This window comes from Geodermatophilus sp. SYSU D00700, assembly GCF_054050255.1.
Map to the genome: position 1 here is coordinate 139,769 of NZ_JBJGZA010000006.1, position 19,956 is coordinate 159,724.

Genomic DNA, 19,956 nt, shown 5'->3' on the forward strand with positions numbered 1-19,956 from the left:
CCGGCGCGCCGACCGCGGCCACAGCTGGGTCACGTCGCGCCGCGGCAGCCCTGACCGGCGGCGTCGCCGTCCTACGCTCACCCGCGTGAGCGCACCCGGCCAGCCGACCGCACCGGCGGGGTGGTACCCCGACCCCGACGGCGCCGCGGGCATGGTGCGCTGGTGGAACGGGGCGACCTGGTCCGACGTCACCACCCCGGCCGGCCCGGGCGTCGCCGTCCAGGCCCCGCCCGTGGCCGCCCCGCCGCGTCCGCCGGTCCCGCCCGCGGGCTGGGACGCGGGGCAGGGGTCCGGCTGGGAGCCCGGCCCGGAGTCGTCGCCGCGCACGCGGGCGCGGGCCGCCTGGTGGGTCGCGGGCGGGGTGCTCGCCGTGGTCGCCGTCGTGGTGGTCGCGCTGGTCGTCGGCCTGTCGGGCAGCCGCACCCCCGTCGCCGACCCGCCGCCGGTCGACCCGCCGGCCGGGACCACGTTCCCGCCCGGCACCGTCCGGATCATCGACGAGGAGGCGGGCATCTCCTACCCGTTCCTCGGCAACGGCTGGTTCGAGTACGACCTCGGGATCATGCCCGAGACCCGGACCATCGCCGGGCAGTACTTCACCACCCAGGAGGCGGTGCCCGGCGGCGGGGACTTCATCGCCCAGTGCACGTCGGGACCGGTCGCCGACGGGTACGGCTGGACCGGGCCGGGCAGCGAGCAGGCGACGGTGACCGCGCTGGCCGACAGCGTCCGCGCCGCCTACTACCCGTTCCCCAACGAGCGCGAGGTGCTGCGCGACGAGGCGCTCACCGTCGACGGCCGCAACGCCCACCTGGTCGAGTTCCAGCTCACCTGGGACGTCGAGGGCTACGACTCGACCGGCGAGCGCGCGGCGGTGTTGGTCGTCGACGTCGGCCGGCCCGACCCCGCGCTGCTCTACGTGTCCATCCCGAACACCCACGCCGAGCTCTACGGCGTCATCGACCGCGTCGTCGACGACATCGACGTGCTCTGACAGCCGCCCGGCACGGCGTGGTCCGGCGTGGTTAGGGTCGGTCCGTGACAGCAGCTGGGGCCGATCTCGTCCTGCGGCACCCGGTGGAGCGCTTCACGCTGGACAACGGGCTGCGGGTCGTCCTCGCGCCCGACCGCAGCGTGCCGGTCGTCGCCGTGTCCGTCTTCTACGACGTGGGCATGCGCAACGAGCCGGAGGGCCGCACCGGGTTCGCCCACCTCTTCGAGCACGTGATGTTCCAGGGGTCGCGCAACGTCCCGAAGATGGAGCACGCCCGCCTCGTGCAGGCCGCCGGCGGCACCTTCAACGGGTCGACCCACCAGGACTACACCAACTACTTCGAGGCGCTGCCCGCCGAGGCGCTCGAGCGCGCCCTGTTCCTCGAGGCCGACCGGATGGCCGCACCGGCCATCACCGAGGAGAACCTCCGCAACCAGATCGACGTGGTGAAGGAGGAGATCCGGGTCAACGTGCTCAACCGCCCCTACGGCGCCTTCCCCTGGCTGCAGCTGCCGCAGGTGGCGTTCGAGAGCTTCGCCAACACCCACGACGGCTACGGCTCCTTCGTCGACCTGGAGAGCTCGACGGTCGAGGACGCCACCGACTTCTTCTCCCGCTACTACGCCCCGGGCAACGCGGTGGTGTGCGTCGGCGGCGACCTCGACGTCGGTGAGACCGAGCGGCTGGTGCGCCGCTGGTTCGGCCCGGTCGAGGCCCGCGAGGTGCCGCCGACGCCGCACACCGGCGAGCCGTCCCCGACGGCGGTGCGGCGCGACGTCGTCGAGGACCGGCTCGCGCCCGCACCGGCCGTGGCGCTGGGCTGGCGGGTCCCCGACCCGGTCGGCGACCTCGACACCTACCTCGGCACCGTGCTGCTCGCCGAGCTGCTCAGCGAGGGCGACGCCTCCCGCCTGGAGCGCCGGCTGGTGCACGACGACCGGCTGGCGGTGGCGCAGAGCAGCTACGTGGGCCTGTTCGGGGACCCGTTCGACGTCCGCGACGCCACGCTGCTCACCACCCAGGTGCACCACCCCGCGCAGGTCCCGGTCGACGACGTCCTGGCCGCCGTCCACGACGAGGTCGGCCGGATCGCCGGCGAGGGCGTGACGCCCGAGGAGCTGGCCCGGGTGCAGGCCCGCACCAGCGCCCAGTTGCTGCGCCAGGCCGACTCGGTGCTGGGCCGCACGCTCGCCTTCGCCGCCGCCGAGCTCGTGCACGGCCGGGCCGAGCTGGCCGGCGAGCTCCCCGCCCGGCTGGCCGCCGTCACCCCCGACGCCGTGCAGGCCGCCGCCAAGGGCCTCGACCCCGGCACCGCCGCCGTGCTCGAGCTCCGCGCCACCGGGGGTGCCCGGTGAGCGCGCCGGTGCTCGACCTCACGCTGGTCCCGCCGCTGGGCGAGCCGCGGCCGCAGCCGGTCCCCGAGGTGGCGACGACGACGCTGCCCAGCGGGCTCACCGTCGTCGTCGTGCCGCGGCCCGGCGTCCCGCTGGTCGAGCTGCGGCTGCGGGTGCCCTTCGCGGCGGCCTCGCCGCGGGGCGCGGCACAGCACACCGCCCGCGCGTCGGTGCTCTCCGGCGCGGTCCTGCTCGGCACGGCCCGGCACGACGCCGCCGGCATCGCCGAGGCGCTGCAGGGCCACGGCGCCGAGCTGACCGTCGCCGCCGACCCCGACCGCCTGCTGTTCTCCACCACGCTGCTGGCCGAGGGCCTCGCCCCGGTGCTAGGGGTCCTGGCCGAGGTGCTCACCGAGGCCGCCTACCCGACCGACCGGGTCGAGGCCGAGCGCGAGCGGGTGGCGGAGCGGATCGCCATCGCCCGCTCGCAACCCGGGGTCATCGCCCGCTCCGCGCTGGCCGCCCGGCGCTACGGCACCCACCCGTACGCCGCCCAGCTGCCGGCGCCGGAGCTGGTCGGCCGGGTCGGCGCCGCCGCGCTGCGGAAGCTGCACCGCGAGCGGGTGCTGCCCACCGGCAGCACGCTGGTGCTCGTCGGCGACCTCGACGCCGCCGCGGCCACCGACGCCGTCGCCGCGGCCCTGGGCGAGTGGACCGGTGAGGGCGCCGCGGTCGGCGCACCGCCGGCGCCGGCGCTGGCCCCCGGGCACCTGGAGGTGGTCGACCGGCCCGGCGCGGTGCAGTCCAACATCCGCCTCGGCGGGCCCGCGCCCGGGCGCACCGACCCCGAGCTGCCCGCGGTCCGGCTGGCCAGCATGGTCTTCGGCGGCTACTTCTCCTCCCGGCTGGTGGAGAACATCCGCGAGCGGCGCGGCTACTCCTACAGCCCGCGCAGCGCCGTCGACCACCTGGCCGCGGCGTCGTCGTTCCTCGTCGAGGCCGACGTCGCCACCGAGGTCACCGCCCCGGCGTTCCTCGAGACCTGGGCCGAGCTGGGCCGGATGGCCCTGGCACCGGTCACCGAGGCCGAGCTCGACGCCGCCCGCCGCTACGTCCTGGGCTCCATGGCGCTCTCGACCGCCACGCACGCCGGGCTGGCCAGCACGCTCTCGGCGCTGGCCGGGTCGGGGCTGTCGGTGGAGTGGCTGGCCGAGCACCAGCGCGCGCTGTCGGAGGTCACCGTCGAGCAGGTGCAGGAGGCGGCCCGCCGGCACCTGGCGCCCGCCGCGCTCACCGGCGTCGTCGTCGGCGACGCCGAGCGGGTCACCGACGCGCTGCGCGCCCTCGGTCCGGTCGACGTCACCGCGAGCGCCGCCGCCGTGGACCCGGCGTGAGCGTCCCGCCGGGCGGGAGCACGGCGGCCGACGTCGAGCGGGGCCGGCAGGTGTGGCCCGCCGGCACGCCGCGGACGACGGGCACCGTCCCGGTGCTGTCCCGCTCGGCGCACGACCGCGACCACCTGGGCCGCGCGCTGCCCGACCCCACCCGGGGCCGGCCGGTCCGGGTGCTCACCGTCGACGAGCGGCGCACGGTGCCGGTCGTCGAGGGTGACGGCGGCCCGGCGCTGGTGTGGGACGAGCAGCCGGAGCTGCCGCTGGGCGCGGTCTACCTCGGCGAGGCCGACGGCGTGCCCTACGCGGCGGTGCGCGGCGAGCGCGCGCTGACGGTCAACGGCCGGCACGTCGACCTGTGGACCGGGCTGCGGGAGCTCGGCGCCGACCTCGGTGACCTCGACGCCGGGCTGCTCGCCGAGGCCATCGGCATCCTGGAGTGGCACGAGCGGGCCCGGTTCAGCCCGCTGTCGGGCGCGGCGACGACCATCGAGCGGGCCGGCTGGGTGCAGCGCGACCCCGTCACCGGGACGGAGCTGTTCCCGCGTACCGACCCGGCGGTGATCATGCTCGTTCACGACGGCGGGGACCGCTGCGTGCTCGGCCGGCAGGCGGTCTGGCCGCCCGGGCGGTACTCGGTGCTCGCCGGGTTCGTCGAGCCGGGGGAGTCCGCCGAGGGCGCGGTGGCCCGCGAGGTGGCCGAGGAGGTCGGCCTCACCGTCACCGACGTCCGCTACGTGAGCAGCCAGCCGTGGCCGTTCCCGCAGTCGCTGATGCTCGGCTTCGTGGCCCGCGCCGTCGACGGCGACACGCTGCGGCTGGACCCCTCCGAGATCGAGGAGGCCCGCTGGTTCACCCGCGAGGAGCTGCGCTCGGGCCGCGGTCCCGAGGCGCTGCCCCCGCCGGTGTCGATCGCCCGGCACCTCATCGACCGCTGGGTCGACGGCGAGCTCGGGTGACCGACGATCAGGGTCCCTGATCGTGGAGCGTCCTCCCTCACGGTGCACGGTGAGGGAGGACGCCCGGGGATCAGGTCACCTGATCATCACCGCGCGCCGCCGAACCGCCCCTGCAGGACCAGCGCGGGGTGCCCGGGCCGGTCGGCCAGCACCACGGCGTCGGCCAGCCCGGCAGGGTCGACCTCGTCGTCGTAGCGGTCGAAGGCCGGCAGCTCCCAGGCCTGCTCCTCCGGCCAGCGCCGGCGCCGGGCGGCCGGGGCCACCCGCAGGTGGACGACGACGTCGAGGGCCAGCCCCGCTCCCTGCAGCAGCGCGCCGGGCACCAGGAGCACCCCGCGCGGCGGCATCGGCTCGTAGCCGGCGCGGGCGGCGCGGTCGCGGTCGACGTCCCACAGCACCGGCAGGTACTCGCCGGGACCGCCGGGGCCGACCCGGTCGAGGACCTCCCGGGCGAGCGCGCCGGTGTCCAGCCAGTCGGTGTAGCGCGCGTCGGGGTCGGTGCGGCCGTGCTCGAAGCGCAGCGACGCCGGCCGGAGGAACCCGGCGGCGGGGACCACGACCGCCGGGCGGCCGAGGGCCGGCAGCCGGTCGGCGACGGCGCGGGCCAGGGCCTCCGGTCCGGCGACGTCGGGACCGTCGACGCCGACCCGCAGCGCGGCCGCCCCGGGCAGGGGCTCGACGTCGGCGAGGAGCGCGGCCAGCCGGTCGGCCAGCGCGTCCGGGGTGAGCGGCTCCGGGCTCCTCAGGGACGGCCGTCCGCCGGGACCGAGCCGCCGGGCCGCACGGAGCCGCGCTCGACCCGGCGGCCCCCCGGGGTGCGGCGGGGGACCGGCGTCAGCACCGGGCCGGCGTCGGCCGGGTCGGGGTCGGCCAGCCGGTCGAGGGTGGCCATCACCTCGCGGGCCAGCTCGTGCACCGGCCGGCCGAGCGACCGAGCCTGGCCGCGCAGCACCTCGAAGGCCGACCGGGGGGCGGTGGCGTGCCGCTCGGCGAGCACGCCGATGGCGCGCTCGGTGGCCACCCGCGCGGCCAGGGCGTGCTCGAGCTGGCTGACGGTGCGCTCCAGCGCGGCGATGCGGGCGTCGCGCGGGTCCTCGGCCGGACCGGCACCCCCCGGAGCCCCCCGGGCGGCCCGGCGGGCGGCGCGGTCGGGCTCGGCGAGGCAGTCGAGCTCCTCGGCAAGGAGGTCGGCCAGGGACAGGCCCTCGAGCAGGTCGTCGACGTCGTGGGCGCACCCGGGCGCGAACACCCGCCAGCCCCGCCCGGTGCGGGCGACGACGACCGACGGCGCGTCGGCCGACGGGCGCTCCCCGGCCCGTCCGGGTACGGGGGAGGGCACGGAGTCCGAGGTCACGACGGCAGCTCCCGCGAGGTGGGCGGCCCGGTGGCCGAGGGTCGGGCGGCGGTCACGGTCGTGATCCGCCGGGGGACGATGATGCACCGCCGTCTCCCGCATCCCACGCAGCACCCGCCGGTCAGGCTCCCGGCAGCTGCGCGACCTGGGACCGGACCTGGTCGATGCTGGGGTTGGTCAGTGCGGTGCCGTCGGCGAAGACGAGCGTGGGCACGGTCCGGTTGCCGCCGTTGGCCTGCATGACGACGTCGGCCGCGGCGGCGTCGCGCTCGATGTCGACCTCGGCGAACGGGATGCCCTCGCGCTGCATCAGCTTCTTGAGCCGCACGCAGTACCCGCACCAGGTGGTGGTGTACATCGTCACGGCGGCGGGTGCGGCAGTCACTCGGGGACCTCCCAGGGGTCGTCGGGGACGGAGCGGAACTCCTGAGGGGCAGAACGCACACCGGCGGGCGGACCTTCCCGGCTTCGCCGGGGTGTCCCGGCGGGATGTCGGTACCGGCTGGGAGACTCGGTGCCGTCCGCCCGCCCCGCCCAGTCCCCGAGGAGCACGCCCGCATGCCGCGGACCGCCGACCTGCCCGGACGCACGCCCGGGTCCGGAGCTCCGTCCGCCGGCGCCGAGGCGGTGCTGGCCGGCCTCGACGACGAGCAGCGCGAGGCGGCCTCGGCCGTCGACGGCCCGGTCTGCATCCTCGCCGGCGCCGGCACGGGCAAGACCCGCACGATCACCCACCGCATCGCCTACGGCGTGCACGCCGGCGCGTTCGTGCCCGAGCAGGTGCTCGCCGTGACCTTCACCGCCCGGGCGGCGGGGGAGCTGCGGACCCGGCTGGCCGGCCTGGGCGTGGGCGGTGTGCAGGCCCGCACCTTCCACGCCGCCGCGATGCGGCAGCTGCGCTACTTCGCCCCCCGCGTGCTGGGCGGGCCGATGCCGCCGCTGGTGGAGAACAAGCTGCGCCTGGTCGCCTCGGCCGCCTCCCGGGCGCGGCTGAGCACCGACAAGACCAGCCTGCGCGACCTCGCCAGCGAGATCGAGTGGGCCAAGACCACCCTGGCCACGCCCGAGGACTACCCGAAGCGGGCCCAGGCCGCCGGCCGCGAGCCGCCCTTCGACGCCGCGACCGTCGCCCGGGTCTACGCCTCCTACGAGTCGGCCAAGCAGCGCGACGGCGTGCTCGACTTCGAGGACCTGCTGCTGGTCACCGCCTACGCCCTCGAGGAGCACCCCGACGTCGCCCGGCAGGTGCGCGGGCAGTACCGGCACTTCGTCGTCGACGAGTACCAGGACGTCAACCCGCTCCAGCAGCGGCTGCTCGACGCGTGGCTGGGCGGGCGGGCCGACGTGTGCGTCGTCGGCGACCCGAACCAGACCATCTACTCGTTCACCGGCGCCGACCCCGACCACCTGCTCGGCTTCGCCGACCGCTATCCCGACGCCGCGGTGGTCAAGCTCGAGCGCGACTACCGCTCGACGCCGCAGGTGGTGGCGCTGGCGAACAAGCTCATCGGCCAGGCGCCGCCGCGCAAGGGCCTGCCCGGGCTCCGGCTGCTCGGCCAGCGCGCCGAGGGCCCGGCCCCGCGGTTCTTCGAGCACCCCGACGAGCCCACCGAGGCCGCCGCCGTCGCCCAGGCCTGCCGGGCGCTCGTCGAGGCCGGGACGCCCGCGTCGGAGATCGCCGTGCTGTTCCGCATCAACGCGCAGTCGCAGGTGTACGAGTCGGCCCTGGCCGACGCCGGGGTGCCCTACGTGCTCAAGGGCGGGGAGCGGTTCTTCGAGCGGCCCGAGGTGCGCGAGGCGGTCGTCCTGCTGCGCGGCGCCGCCGCCGGCGGGAGCGAGCCGGGCGCCCTGGTGCCGACCGTGCGCGACGTGCTCGCCTCCACCGGCTGGGTCGAGCACCGCCCGCCGGCCGGGGGAGCGGCCCGCGACCGGTGGCAGTCGCTGGCCGCCCTCGTCGACCTCGCCGTCGACCTCGTCGCCGAGGACCCGACCACCGACCTGCCGCGCTTCGTCACCCACCTGGCCGAGCGGGCCGACGCGCAGCACGCGCCCACCGTCCAGGGCGTCACGCTGGCCTCGATGCACGCGGCCAAGGGCCTGGAGTGGGACGCGGTCTTCGTCGTCGGGCTGGTCGACGGCGTGCTGCCGATCGCGCAGTCCCTGTCGCGGCCCGACGCGGTCGAGGAGGAGCGGCGGCTGCTCTACGTCGCCGTCACGCGCGCCCGCGAGCAGCTGACGCTGTCGTGGTCGCTGGCCCGCAACCCGGGCGCCAAGCGGGCCCGCCCGCGCAGCCGCTTCCTCGACGGGCTGGTCCCGGGCTCCACGCCCACGGCCCCGCCGCCGTCGCGGAAGGCCAAGAAGGCGAAGGTCGTCCTCGAGGGCGAGGCCGGCGAGGTGTTCGAGCGGCTGCGGGCCTGGCGCAGCAGCACCGCCCAGGCCGCCTCCGTGCCGGCCTACGTCGTCTTCACCGACGCGACGCTGCAGGCGATCGCCGAGGCCCGCCCCTCGTCCTTGCGCGAGTTGTCCGGGCTGCCCGGTATCGGCGCCCGCAAGCTCGACCTCTACGGCGAGGACGTGCTGGCCACCGTCAGCGGCTGACCGGTCACGGGCGGTGCCGACGGCACGGTCGGTGACCGCCGGGTCCCCCTGCCCGGGGACACGCTCGTTAATTGCGTTGCGCCGCTCGCGTGACCTTCCCTACTGTCCTGTCTGCGCCCGACGGACAGCCGCGGGCGCGCCAGACCGAGCCCGGTGCGACAGCCGGGCTCCGACCCCGGGAGGAGGGGTTCCGATGACCGACACGCGATTCGCTCTCGCCCCCGCCGGGGTCTCCGCCTGGGGCGCCCTCGACGTGCGTCCGGCCGGCACCGGCATGGTGCCCACCGCCCGTCCCCGGTACGCCGTCACCCGCACCGCGACGCCGCTCGAGCTGACCGGCACCGGCTGCGCGGCGGCCACCGCTCCGGTCCAGGGGACCGGTGTGCCCACCGCCGGTGGCGTCATCGCGCCGTTCGGCACCTCCGTCCCCAGCACCGGCGTCCTCGGCACCGATGCCCACCGCAGCACCACCAAGCAGCAGCGCACCACCCTCGGGATCCACTCCCCGGGGAGACCGCAGAGCTAGCCGCTCGACCGGTCCTCCTCGAGGCCGCGGAACCCGAACCCGGGATCCGCGGCCTCCGTCTTTCTCCGCGGCACCCGGCCCCGACCACCCGGTCGGCGGGCCCCGCCGGCCGCGCAGACGACGAGTACGAGGAGGAGCGGCAGTGCAGCAGACGATCGACCGCCCGACGTCCCACCGCCGACCCGGGCTCCCCCGGACCGGTGGCATCCCGCCGAGGACGCCGCACCCGCCCCTGGCCCCGGCCCCCGTGCGGCGACCCCTGCCGTGCCGTGGGTCCGACGACCCGGACCTCTGGTTCGCCGAGAGCCCCGCGGCGCTCGAGCAGGCCAAGGTCCTGTGCGGCGACTGCCCGGTCCGCGACGCCTGCCTGGCCGGTGCGCTCGACCGCGGCGAGCCCTGGGGCGTCTGGGGCGGCGAGATCTTCGAGCGGGGTGTGGTCATCCCGCGCAAGCGCCCGCGGGGTCGTCCCCGCAAGGTCGTCGCGGCCTGATGAAGGACCCCGTCCTCCTCACCCCTCGCAGGCTCGGGGTGAGCCTCGGGACGGGGCCGACGAGAAACCGGAAGAAGTTCCACCAGAGACCGTGAGGAACCGAGATGACCAGCTACGAGTACGACCTCGCCGTCACGCGGCTGTCCGAGCTGCGTGCCGAGGCCGATACCGCCGGCCGCATGCGCCGGCTGCGGGCCGCCCGCCGGTGGGCCCGCCGCGCGGAGTACGCCAGCCGGCGTGCCGCGCGGGCCAGCGCCGCCGTCCGCTGACGCGGCGCACCCCGGGGCACCTCCACGTGCCCTCCCCGGTCGAGGCCGGGTCCCCTCCGCTCCCGGTGTGGAGGGGACCCGGCCTCCTGTCCGTCCGGGGGCGGGCGGTCCCCGGGCTCAGACGGTGAAGCCGGGCAGCCACTCCTCGAGCACGCTGCGGTAGTCGGCGGCCGCGTCCAGCTGGCACAGGACACCGATCGACCCGATCGTCACCCGGTGGATGAGCAGGTAGGCCGGTGGGAGGTTGAGCTGGCGGCCCAGCCGGCTGGCATCGCTGCGCGGATCGGCCAGGCGGGCGGCCTGCTCCTGCATCCACCGGCGGGTGAACCGGAAGTTGTGGCTGACGATCGGCTCGAGCATCGGCCGCAGGTAGTCGAGGACCCCGGCGGCGTCGACCTCCACGCCCGGCCGGACGAACCCCTCGGCCCGCAGGTCGGCCAGCACGTCCTCGGCCCGGCCCTCCAGCGCCCAGCGGACCAGCCGGCCGATCGGCTCGGGCAGCCCGTCGGGCAGCCGGGCGGTCGCGCCGAAGTCGATGACGCCGAGCCGGTCGCCCTCGACGAGCCGGAAGTTGCCCGGGTGCGGGTCGGCGTGCAGCAGGCGGGCCCGCGAGGGGGCCGAGAAGTGCAGCTGCGCCATCAGGTGACCGGCCCGGTCCCGCTGCTGCGGCGTGCCGTCGGTGATCACCCGCGACAGCGGCAGGCCCTCGAGCCACTCGGACACGATCACCTTCGGCGCGCTGGCCACCACCCGCGGCACCACGATCTCCGCGTCGTCCGCGTACGCCGCGGCGAACTGCCGCTGCGCGTCGGCCTCCAGGCCGTAGTCGAGCTCCTCGATGACCCGCGCCCGCAGCTCGGCGATCAGCGGCTTGACGTCCAGGCCCGGGAAGATCGCGGCGAACAGCCGGGCGAAGCGGGCCAGCTGGTTGAGGTCGGCCATCAGGGCGGTCGCCGCGCCCGGGTACTGGATCTTGACGGCGACGTCGCGCCCGTCGCGCCAGGTCGCACGGTGCACCTGGCCGATGCTCGCGGCGGCGGCCGGCTGGTCGTCGAACTCGCGGAACCGGGTGCGCCAGGTGCCGCCGAGCTGCTGGGACAGCACCGCGTGCACGGTCCGCACCGGCATCGGCGGAGCCTCCTCCTGGAGCTTGACCAGCGCCTCGCGGTAGGGCGCGGCCACCTCCTCCGGAACGGCGGCCTCGAACACCGACAGCGTCTGGCCGAGCTTCATCGCGCCGCCCTTGAGCTGGCCGAGGACGGCGAACAGCTGCTCGGCGGTGCGCTGCTGCAGCTCGGCGTTCACGGCGTCGGCCGACTGCCCCGACAGCCGCTTGCCGATCCCGAGCGTGGCGCGACCGGCCGCCCCCAGGGGGAGCGAGGCCAACCGCGCGGTGCGCGAGATCGAGCCCCTCGGGATCCCCGGTGCGTCGTCGCTCACCTCCCCATTGTCTCCGGGGGACCCACGGACCGCTGACGGGACGGTGGTCCCGGTCACCCGGGAGAGGCGGGTGCGCCGCCCGTGCCGGCGCAGCCGCAGGCCGGGTGCGGCGGCCAGCGGCGCAGCCGCGGCGTCAGGTCCGGCGGGCGCAGCTCCACGACCGCCGACAGCGTGGCCGGGCTGCCGCTGCCGTCGAGGTAGGCCAGGACCTGCTGCGCGGCCGCCAGGGCGGTGGCCCAGCAGGTGAGCGTGGACCCGCTCGGGACCTGCGCACCGCCGGTGAGCTGGGCGGCCAGGACCGGCCACCGCGGGTCGGCGTCGCGGCGGTGCAGGTCGGCGCAGCGCAGGCAGCTGGTGACCCCGGGGACGACCAGCGGGCCCACCACTCCGGTCTCCCCGCGCACCGTCGCCACCAGGTGAGCCACCCCGGCGTCTCGCAGGCCGGCGACGAGCGGGTCGGACGCCGACCACGGGCGGGACAGCACCACCAGGTCGGGCCAGGCGCCCGGCGGCAGGGGGCGCAGGTCGGTCAGCGGGCTGGCGCGGCGGACGGCGTCGGCGGCGGCCGGTCCGCACGGGCGTCCCTCGTCGTCGGCGGTCAGCCCGCCCACGACGGCGTCGCCCGCGGTGACCACGCCGTCGTCGCCGACGGCGACCCGGCCGACGCCGCTGGCCCCGAGCAGCGCCGCCAGGGGCACGCCCACCCGCGTCGCGCCCTGCACCACGACCGCCGCCGCCCGCCGGGCCCGCCAGCGCGCGGCCCCGGTGCCGTCGCGTGCGGCCGGCAGCTCGGCAGCGGTGCGGGCCGCGGCGGCCGGGCCGGCGTCGGAGGCGAGCAGGTCGGCGGCGTCGAGGTCGAGCAGCGCGCCGGTGCCGCGCAGCCCGTCGAGGAGGGCGCCGACCGGGCCGGGGTCCAGGCCCGCCGCGGCGGCGTCGGCCAGGACGGCCCGCTGGGTGCGGCGGCCGTCGAGACCGCGCAGCACCGCGGCGACGGCGGCCGGGTCGGCCCCCGTGAGCACCGCGCCGGCGCCGTCGACCCCGCCGACCTGGAGCGTGTCGGGGCCGCGGCGCAGCAGCGGCGTGCCGGGCGGCAGGAGTGGGTGGGCGGTGTCGGGCACCGGCGCAGGGTGCCAGCGGAGGGCGCCGGTGCGCTGCCGCTGTCCACAGCCGGGGACGGCGACGGCGGCGCCCGCCGTGCGGACGCCGCCGTCGAGGAGGTGGGAGCGCCCTACGCCTTGCCGAGGATCCGGTTCATCTTGGTGCCGCAGACCGGGCAGGTGCCCTGGGCCATGCGGCGACCGGACTCGCTGACCTTGACCTCGCCGTCGAAGTCCCGCTTCTCCTTGCACTTCACGCAGTAGCCGTTGTAGCTGTCCGCCACGGTGTCTCTCCCTCCGGCTGCTCGGCCCCCGCTCCGGGCGCCGTCCCGGGGAACGCTACCCGGACCGGCCGGTCCGCCTCGCGCGTCGGCCCGACCCGCCGGACGGGTCCGCCCACAGCCTGTGGACAGACCTGTGGGCGGTGTGGGGACCCGGCGGCGTGTCCCTGTGCGCAGGCGGGGGACGGCGCCCGGGGCCGGTCGGCGTGTCGCCTCCCCGACGGAGCCGCCACCTGCGGTGATACCCGGTGGCGGCTGTGGACCCGTCCTCACGGCGGGGCTGTCCACCGTCCGTGCGACTCGTACCCGAGCGGGTGGCGCCCCCGGGCGCATCGGCCCCGCCCGCTGGCTACGGTCCTCCCGTGCCCGGATCGACCCCCGACCCCTCGCACGGCCCCCTGACCGCAGCCGGGCCGGTCGAGGTCCGCCGCAGCGCCCGCCGCCGCCGGACGGTGACCGCCTACCGCGAGTCCGGGCGCACGATCGTGCTCATCCCCGCGGCCTTCACCCCCGCCGAGGAGCGGCGCTGGGTGGCGCAGATGGTGGCCAAGCTGCAGACCCGCGAGGAACGCCGCCGCCGGTCGATGGGCGGCGACGAGGAGCTCATGTCCCGCGCCCTGGCGCTGTCGCAGGCGCACCTCGACGGCGCCGCGCGGCCGGCCAGCGTCCGCTGGGTGGACAACCAGCAGCGCCGCTGGGGCTCGTGCACCCCGGCCGACGGCAGCATCCGGCTGTCGAGCCGGCTCCGGACGATGCCCGCCTACGTCGTCGACTACGTGCTGGTCCACGAGCTGGCCCACCTGCTCGAGGCCAGCCACGACGCCCGCTTCTGGGCGCTGGTGGCCCGCTATCCGCGGGCCGAGCGCGCCCGCGGCTTCCTGGAGGGCGTCGAGACCGCCCGCGCCGACGGCGCGGAGCCCGCGGACGCCGACGAGGGCGACCTGGTCGACTGACGAAGGACCCCCTGCCCCCCGCCACTCGCAGGCTCGCGGCGGGACCCTGCAGGGGGCCGTCCTAGCGGCCGCTGCCCTCCGCGTCGCCGGGCCGGTCCTCGTCGGACGGGGCGTCCGGCTCCCCGGCCTCGGCCGTGAGCCGCCGCAGCTCGTCGTCGACCCCCTGACGGGCGACGAAGTCCAGCGGCTCGTCGAGGTCGTCGGAGGTGGGCAGCAGGTCGGGGTGTGACCACAGGCGGTCGCGGGCCGCGGTGCCGTGCTGCTGGGCCATCGCGCCCCACACGGTCGCTGCGTCGCGCAGCCGGCGCGGCCGCAGCTGCAGGCCGACCAGCGTGGCGAAGGTCTGCTCGGCCGGCCCCCCGGAGGCGCGCCGGCGGCGCATCGTCTCGGCCAGCGCCCCGTGGCCGGGCAGCCGCTCACCGGCGGCGGCCGCGACGACGGCGTCGACCCACCCCTCGACCAGGGCCAGCAGCGTCTCCAGCCGGCGCAGCGCCATCTGCTGCTCCGGGGTCTCCTCCGGCTCGAGCAGCCCGCTGCCGAGGAGCTCCTGGATGGCCTCGGGGTTCGACGGGTCGAAGCCGCCGCCCATCGAGCCCATGGCGTCGTTGAGCCCGCGCTCGATGGCCTCGCGGTCGATGGTGATGCCGCGGGCGTAGGCGTGGACGGCGTCGTGCAGCTGCTGGCGCAGCCACGGGACGTGGGCGAACAGCCGCAGCGACGCCGCCTCGCGCAGCGCCAGGAACAGCCGCACCTCGTCGGCGGGGCGGTCGAGGCCCTCGGCGAAGGCGGCGACGTTCTGCGGCACGAGCACGCCGGAGCCCGCGGGGGCGAGCGGCAGGCCCACCTCGGTGCCGGTGAGGACCTCCCCGGCCAGCCGGCCCATCGCCTGGCCGACCTGGGCGCCGAACATCAGCCCGCCCATCCGGCCCATGATCCCGGCCAGCGGGCCGGCCATCGCCATGGCCTCCTGCGGCAGCGCGCTGGTCATCGCGGCGACGACCTTCTCGGCCAGCGGGTCGATCAGCGCCGACCAGGCGGGCAGCGTCTGCTCGACCCACTCCACCCGGGACCAGGCAAGGGCGCGGTCGACGCCCGAGGGCAGGTCGGTCGCCTGGTCCAGCCACAGGTCGGCCAGCCGCAGCGCCTCGGTGACGGCGGCGCGCTCGGCCTCCGACGTCGGCTGGGTACCGGTGGCCAGCGTGCTGATCGCGCCCTGCCGGGCGAGGTCCCAGTTCACCGGGCCGCCCGACCAGGTCATCAGCTTCTGCAGCTCGGCGAACAGCGGCATCTTGCCCAGCAGCTCCTCGGGCGTGCCGGCACCCGCGCCGCCGGCGCCGAACAGCGCACCGAGGCCGAACGGGTCGTTCGAGCCGGGCTGGTCGCGGCGCTCGGGGTCGCGGTCGGGCAGCCCGAAGCCGAACGGCAGGTCGCTCATGCACCCCACGGTAGACGCGTGATCACCCGGTCGCGGTCGGATCGGCGCCCCGGCTGTCCGCTCTCGGCGGACGCTCGCGGTCCGAGCACATAGGCTGGCCGGTCGTGACCCGTCGGATCGCCGTCCTCGCCGTCGGTGTGGTGCTGCTGCTCGTCGCCGGCGTCCTGGGCGCCGCCCTCCCGGTGCCCTACGTGGCCCAGGTGCCCGGCCCCACGTTCAACACCCTCGGCGAGATCGACGGCGACCCGGTCATCGGCGTGCGCGGGCGCGAGCGCAACGACGTCAGCGGCAGCCTGGAGCTGACCACCGTCGGCGTCGGCCGGGCCGGCCTGAGCCTGGTCGAGGCCGTCCGCGGCTGGTTCGACGACGAGATCAGCGTCGTCCCGGAGGAGTCGGTCTACCCGCCCGACCGCACCGAGGAGGAGATCGAGCAGGCCAACCGGCAGGCCTTCCTCACCTCCGAGGAGTCCGCCGAGGCCGCGGCGCTGGGCGAGCTCGGCTACCCGGTGAAGGTCGTCGTCCGCGGGGTGTCCGGCGACGACTCGCCCTCCGAGGGCCTGCTCGAGGAGGGCGACGCCATCGAGTCGGTCGACGGGCGGCCCACGCCGGACTCCGCGACGCTGGCCGACGTCCTCGCCGCGATCCCGGTCGGCGCCGACGTGGAGGTGGCCTACACCCGCCTCGGGGAACCGGGCACCGCGACCGTGACGACGACGAGCTCGCCCGAGCGCGAGGGGTCGGTGCTCGGCGTCCTGGTGCGCGAGCAGCCCTGGGCCCCCTTCGACGTCGACATCGACGTCGCCGACGTCGGCGGCCCCTCCGCCGGCCTCATGCTCACCCTCGGGATCCTCGACCTGGTGGGCGACACCGACCTCACCGAGGGCGCGGTGATCGCCGGCAGCGGCACGATCGCGGCCGACGGCACCGTGGGTCCCATCGGGGGCATCCAGCTGAAGATGGTCGCCGCCGAGGACATCGGTGCCGAGCTGTTCCTCGTGCCGGCCGACAACTGCGCCGACGCGCTCGGCTCACCGGCCACCGGGCTGACCCTGGCCCGGGTGGCCGACCTCGACGACGCCCTGACCGCCCTCGAGGACCTCCGCGAGGGCCGCACGCCCCAGGGCTGCTGACCCCGCTCGTGCCGACCGCCCGTCACGGACCCCCCGGAGTGGGGGAAGCTGTCGGGCAGCACGGAGGCCCGCGGGAACCCGGTGCCGCGCCGGTCGTTGGTCGGGGCGACACCGGCCGACGCACGGGCCGGTGCCGGCGTCGGTGACGACGTCCGTCCGACCGCACGCGGTCGCCCCACCGCGGCGTGGCACCCCTCCGGGTGTGGCGTCGCACCGCAACTGAAGGAGACCGCTCGTGGCCATGCGGCCCCCCGTGTCCGTGCCGACGTTGTCGCGGCGGGCGAAGGTCGTCATCGGGTCCGTCGCCGTGCTGCTGGTGCTGTTCACGGCCATCGGCACCCTGACCAACGTCTACGTCGACTACCTGTGGTTCGACGAGACCGGGTTCACCGAGGTGTTCTGGACCGAGCTCCAGACCCGCGCGCTGCTGTTCGCCGTGGCCGGCGTGGCCACCGGCGGGCTGACCGCGCTGGCGGTGTACCTGGCCTACCGGTTCCGCCCGGCGTTCCGGCCGATGTCGCTGGAGCAGCAGAACCTGGAGCGCTACCGGCAGTCGCTGGAGCCGCGCCGCACCCTGGTGCTCACCGCCGTCGCCGTCGTCGTGGGCCTGTTCGCCGGCTTCACCGCGCAGGGCAGCTGGGAGACCTGGCTGACCTTCCGCAACGCGGTGCCCTTCGGCCGGACCGACCCCCAGTTCGGGCTGGACCTGTCGTTCTTCGTCTTCGAGTACCCCTTCTACCGGCTGCTGCTGGGCTTCGGCTTCGCCATCGTGATCCTGGCGCTGATCGGCTCGGTGCTCACCCACTACGTGTTCGGGGGCCTCCGGCTGCAGACGCCGGGGCAGAAGCTCACCGGCGCGGCGATGGTGCAGCTGTCGGTGCTGCTGGGCCTGTTCGTGGCGCTGAAGGCGGTCGCCTACTGGTTCGACCGGTACGACCTCGTCTACTCCGACCGGGGCGAGTTGTTCAGCGGGGCGAGCTACACCGACGTCAACGCGCTGCTGCCGGCCAAGACGATCCTGGTCTTCGCCGCGGCGTTCTGCGCGATCGCGTTCTTCGCCAACGTCGTCGTCCGCAACTTCCGGCTGCCGGCCGCCGCCCTGGTGCTGCTGCTGCTGTCGAGCCTGGTCATCGGCGTGGCCTACCCGGCGATCGTGCAGCAGTTCGTCGTCCGCCCCAGCGCCAACGAGCGCGAGGCGGACTACATCGAGCGGGCCATCGCCTCGACCCGGGACGCCTACGGGCTCACCGACGAGGACGTCGACTACGTCGACTTCGCGCAGCAGAACACCGGTGACGAGGTCGACACCGACGCGGCGCTGGCCGAGCTGCGCGCCGACGACGCGACCATCCCCAACGCCCGGCTGCTCGACCCGAACGTGCTGGCCGGCACGTTCACCGCGCGCCAGCAGATCCGCAACGTCTACGGCTTCCCCGAGAAGCTCGACATCGACCGGTACACGGTCGACGGGGAGACCCGCGACTACGTCGTCGCCGTCCGCGAGCTCGACAGCAACAGCCTCTCGGAGAACCAGGACACCTGGATCAACCGGCACACCGTCTACACGCACGGCAACGGCTTCGTGGCGGCGCCCGCCAACCAGGTGGTCACCGGCCAGGAGGGTGGCGAGCCGAACTTCACCAGCCGCGACCTGCCCACCGTCGGCGACATCGACGTCGAGCAGGCGCGCATCTACTACGGCGAGCTCATCGAGGACTACTCGGTGGTCGGCGCACCGGAGGGCGCGACCCCCCGGGAGTTCGACCGGCCCGAGGACGGCTCCGAGGGCGAGGTCAACAACACCTACAGCGGCGAGGGCGGCGTCGCGATCGGCAGCTTCTTCCGGCAGCTGACCTTCGCCATCTACTACCGGGAGCGCAACTTCCTGCTCTCGGGCGCGGTCAACGACGCCTCCAAGGTGCTCTACGTCCGCGACCCGCGGCAGCGGGTGGAGAAGGCCGCGCCGTTCCTCGAGGTCGACGGCGACCCGTACCCGGCGGTGATCGACGGGCGGGTGGTGTGGATCCTCGACGGCTACACGACCTCGGACGCCTACCCCTACTCCGAGCGGATGGAGCTGGGGGAGGCCGCGACGGACGCGCTCACCGGCACCGGGACGGCCGCGCTGCCCAACGAGCAGTTCAACTACATCCGCAACTCGGTCAAGGCCACCGTCGACGCCTACGACGGCACTGTGACGCTCTACGAGTGGGACGAGCAGGACCCCGTCCTCAAGGCCTACACGGCCGCCTTCCCGGGCGTCGTCGAGCCGCGGGAGTCGATGAGCGAGGAGCTCGTCAGCCACGTCCGGTACCCGGAGGACCTGTTCAAGCTGCAGCGCGACATCCTCACCCGGTACCACGTGAGCAACCCGAGCGACTTCTACAGCCAGAACGACCGGTGGGCGGTGCCGGCCGACCCCACCCAGTCGCAGGAGGCGACGGCGGCCGACGAGGCCCAGCCGCCCTACTACATCCTGGCCGCACGGCCCGGCGAGCCGGACCCGACGTTCCAGCTGACCAGCGCGCTCAACGCGTTCCGCCGGCAGAACCTCTCGGCGTTCGTCTCCGCGTCGAGCGACCCGGACACCTACGGCGAGATCCAGGTGCTCCGGCTGCCGGGCAACACCCCGTTCCGCGGGCCCCAGCAGGTGCAGCAGTCGTTCAACACCAACGACGAGGTCGCGCGTGACCTGACGCTGTTCAACAGCGAGGACTCGCAGGCGGTGTTCGGCAACCTGCTCACCCTGCCGATCGGCGCCAACGGCCTGCTCTACGTGCAGCCGCTCTACGTGGAGGGGACCGGGGAGAACTCCTTCCCGCTGCTGCGCAAGGTGCTGGTCAACTACGGCGGGCGGGTCGGGTACGCCGACACCCTCTCCGACGCCCTCGACCAGGTCTTCGGCGCCGGGGCCGGCGACACCGCCACCGACTCCGACGACGCGGGGGCCACCCCCGACGAGCAGGAGCCGGCGACCCCGACGGAGCCCGCCGACCCCTCGGCACCGGCGGACCCGACGACCCCGCCGACCGACGGCGGGACGACGACGCCGGAGCTCGACCAGGCGGTCCGGGACGTCGACGCGGCGCTGCAGCGGCTCGAGGACGCCCAGCGCAACGGCGACTTCGCGGCGCAGGGTCAGGCGCTGGCCGACCTGCAGCGGGCGGTCGAGGCCTACGAGGCGGCCCGGGCCGCCGCGGGGGCACCGGCGGAACCGACGGGCTGAGCCCGCACGGCGGGGGCGCACCGGGCCCGGCGCGCCTCCGCCTGCGGACCGCTGTCCCGATGGGGCGCGGCGGGCGGTCCGACGGTCGGCTCACGTGGACCCGGAGTGTGGACGCGCGGCGCCGTCGTGCCGTCGGCGGTCCCGCTGCTCCCGGGGGAGCCGCCCCGGCGCTGCCCGTGCCGCGCCAGCCCGGCGACACCCAGGACTCCGGCACCGCGATCGGCGCGAGAGGGACACCGGAGGCGTAGCCGTCGGGGGAGCGTCGCCGGATCCGCCCGGGCGTCGTGCGACCCGGGCTCCGGCGGTGCCCCGCGGAGACACGTGGTCCGACGGCCCCCGAGCGGTGGTCCGGCCGGGGTCCCACCGGCACCGTCGCGGGGACGTGTACAGTGGTGTCACCGACGCGGGGTGGAGCAGCTCGGTAGCTCGCTGGGCTCATAACCCAGAGGTCGCAGGTTCGAATCCTGCCCCCGCTACAA

The 19,956-nt window shown here is 76.0% G+C and carries 18 protein-coding genes and 1 tRNA gene; 12 read left to right on the forward strand and 7 right to left on the reverse strand.

Translation table 11 applies throughout. From position 1 onward, the window contains the following. The first annotated feature begins 85 nt into the window (after positions 1-85). From ACI79V_RS07275 to nudC, 4 genes are read left to right on the forward strand one after another with little or no spacing between them, the layout of a single operon-like run. Positions 86-994: a DUF2510 domain-containing protein gene (locus ACI79V_RS07275; RefSeq protein WP_456887902.1), complete on the forward strand. Its 909-nt coding sequence runs from the start codon at positions 86-88 to the stop codon at positions 992-994. Positions 995-1,038: 44 nt separating this feature from the next. Then, positions 1,039-2,349 (forward strand): M16 family metallopeptidase, encoded by a 1,311-nt coding sequence (locus ACI79V_RS07280; protein WP_456887904.1) that lies wholly within the window; start codon positions 1,039-1,041, stop codon positions 2,347-2,349. Next, positions 2,346-3,722, forward strand: coding sequence for a M16 family metallopeptidase (locus ACI79V_RS07285; RefSeq protein WP_456887906.1), 1,377 nt, complete (start codon positions 2,346-2,348; stop codon positions 3,720-3,722). The genes ACI79V_RS07280 and ACI79V_RS07285 overlap by 4 nt, the downstream gene beginning before the upstream one ends. After that, a complete protein-coding gene (gene nudC / locus ACI79V_RS07290; protein ID WP_456887908.1) occupies positions 3,719-4,678 on the forward strand; it encodes an NAD(+) diphosphatase in 960 nt (319 codons plus the stop codon). Before ACI79V_RS07285 ends, nudC begins: the two co-directional genes overlap by 4 nt. Before the next feature lie 86 nt (positions 4,679-4,764). Here the strand turns inward: nudC and ACI79V_RS07295 are convergent, their stop codons facing one another. The 3 genes from ACI79V_RS07295 to ACI79V_RS07305 form a co-directional block, all read right to left on the reverse strand. Next, positions 4,765-5,235: a uridine kinase gene (locus tag ACI79V_RS07295; protein WP_456887909.1), complete on the reverse strand. Its 471-nt coding sequence runs from the start codon at positions 5,233-5,235 to the stop codon at positions 4,765-4,767. 185 nt (positions 5,236-5,420) lie between these two features. After that, positions 5,421-6,032, reverse strand: a complete 612-nt coding sequence (locus ACI79V_RS07300; RefSeq protein WP_456887911.1) for an ANTAR domain-containing protein — start codon at positions 6,030-6,032, stop codon at positions 5,421-5,423. A gap of 121 nt (positions 6,033-6,153) precedes the next feature. Continuing rightward, the gene (locus ACI79V_RS07305) at positions 6,154-6,417 is read right to left on the reverse strand and encodes a mycoredoxin (RefSeq protein WP_456874447.1); all 264 of its coding nucleotides are present in this window, start codon (positions 6,415-6,417) and stop codon (positions 6,154-6,156) included. A 173-nt stretch (positions 6,418-6,590) separates the two neighbouring features. On the opposite strand from ACI79V_RS07305, the gene ACI79V_RS07310 reads away from it, so the two are divergent. The 4 genes from ACI79V_RS07310 (at position 6,591) to ACI79V_RS07325 (ending at position 9,915) form a co-directional block, all read left to right on the forward strand. Further along, a complete protein-coding gene (locus tag ACI79V_RS07310; RefSeq protein WP_456887913.1) occupies positions 6,591-8,630 on the forward strand; it encodes an ATP-dependent helicase in 2,040 nt (679 codons plus the stop codon). Positions 8,631-8,823: 193 nt separating this feature from the next. Beyond that, positions 8,824-9,156 carry a hypothetical protein gene (locus tag ACI79V_RS07315; RefSeq protein ID WP_456887915.1) on the forward strand — a complete coding sequence of 111 codons (333 nt, stop codon included), beginning with the start codon at positions 8,824-8,826 and terminating at the stop codon, positions 9,154-9,156. A gap of 247 nt (positions 9,157-9,403) precedes the next feature. Beyond that, positions 9,404-9,646 (forward strand): WhiB family transcriptional regulator, encoded by a 243-nt coding sequence (locus ACI79V_RS07320; protein ID WP_456874450.1) that lies wholly within the window; start codon positions 9,404-9,406, stop codon positions 9,644-9,646. 104 nt (positions 9,647-9,750) lie between these two features. Beyond that, positions 9,751-9,915: a hypothetical protein gene (locus ACI79V_RS07325; protein ID WP_456874451.1), complete on the forward strand. Its 165-nt coding sequence runs from the start codon at positions 9,751-9,753 to the stop codon at positions 9,913-9,915. A 117-nt stretch (positions 9,916-10,032) separates the two neighbouring features. Here the strand turns inward: ACI79V_RS07325 and ACI79V_RS07330 are convergent, their stop codons facing one another. The 3 genes from ACI79V_RS07330 to ACI79V_RS07340 form a co-directional block, all read right to left on the reverse strand. Next, positions 10,033-11,355 (reverse strand): ABC1 kinase family protein, encoded by a 1,323-nt coding sequence (locus tag ACI79V_RS07330; protein ID WP_456887917.1) that lies wholly within the window; start codon positions 11,353-11,355, stop codon positions 10,033-10,035. 53 nt (positions 11,356-11,408) lie between these two features. Further along, a complete protein-coding gene (locus ACI79V_RS07335) occupies positions 11,409-12,473 on the reverse strand; it encodes a ThiF family adenylyltransferase (RefSeq protein ID WP_456887918.1) in 1,065 nt (354 codons plus the stop codon). 110 nt (positions 12,474-12,583) lie between these two features. After that, on the reverse strand, positions 12,584-12,736 hold the full coding sequence (locus ACI79V_RS07340) for a DUF5679 domain-containing protein (RefSeq protein ID WP_176449798.1): 153 nt from the start codon (positions 12,734-12,736) through the stop codon (positions 12,584-12,586). Positions 12,737-13,095: 359 nt separating this feature from the next. Here ACI79V_RS07340 and ACI79V_RS07345 point away from each other — a divergent pair, with 359 nt between their 5' ends. Beyond that, the gene (locus ACI79V_RS07345; protein WP_456887920.1) at positions 13,096-13,686 is read left to right on the forward strand and encodes a M48 metallopeptidase family protein; all 591 of its coding nucleotides are present in this window, start codon (positions 13,096-13,098) and stop codon (positions 13,684-13,686) included. A 61-nt stretch (positions 13,687-13,747) separates the two neighbouring features. On the opposite strand, the gene ACI79V_RS07350 is transcribed toward ACI79V_RS07345, so the two are convergent. Continuing rightward, positions 13,748-15,121: a zinc-dependent metalloprotease gene (locus tag ACI79V_RS07350; protein ID WP_456887922.1), complete on the reverse strand. Its 1,374-nt coding sequence runs from the start codon at positions 15,119-15,121 to the stop codon at positions 13,748-13,750. Between the two features lie 104 nt (positions 15,122-15,225). Between ACI79V_RS07350 and ACI79V_RS07355 the strand changes: the two genes are divergently transcribed. The 3 genes from ACI79V_RS07355 to ACI79V_RS07365 all read left to right on the forward strand — a co-directional run bounded on the left by ACI79V_RS07355 (position 15,226) and on the right by ACI79V_RS07365 (position 19,953). Then, the gene (locus tag ACI79V_RS07355) at positions 15,226-16,251 is read left to right on the forward strand and encodes a YlbL family protein (RefSeq protein WP_456887924.1); all 1,026 of its coding nucleotides are present in this window, start codon (positions 15,226-15,228) and stop codon (positions 16,249-16,251) included. Between the two features lie 241 nt (positions 16,252-16,492). After that, on the forward strand, positions 16,493-19,477 hold the full coding sequence (locus tag ACI79V_RS07360; protein ID WP_456887981.1) for a UPF0182 family membrane protein: 2,985 nt from the start codon (positions 16,493-16,495) through the stop codon (positions 19,475-19,477). A gap of 402 nt (positions 19,478-19,879) precedes the next feature. Then, positions 19,880-19,953: transfer RNA gene (locus ACI79V_RS07365), tRNA-Met, on the forward strand. Positions 19,954-19,956: the final 3 nt, after the last annotated feature.

Coding starts and splice junctions, on each gene's coding strand:
- ACI79V_RS07350 (WP_456887922.1), bottom strand. CDS start 15,121: ATGAGCGACCTGCCGTTCGGCTTCGGGCTGCCCGACCGCGACCCCGAG.
- ACI79V_RS07315 (WP_456887915.1), top strand. CDS start 8,824: ATGACCGACACGCGATTCGCTCTCGCCCCCGCCGGGGTCTCCGCCTGG.
- ACI79V_RS07325 (WP_456874451.1), top strand. CDS start 9,751: ATGACCAGCTACGAGTACGACCTCGCCGTCACGCGGCTGTCCGAGCTG.
- ACI79V_RS07360 (WP_456887981.1), top strand. CDS start 16,493: ATGCGGCCCCCCGTGTCCGTGCCGACGTTGTCGCGGCGGGCGAAGGTC.
- ACI79V_RS07310 (WP_456887913.1), top strand. CDS start 6,591: ATGCCGCGGACCGCCGACCTGCCCGGACGCACGCCCGGGTCCGGAGCT.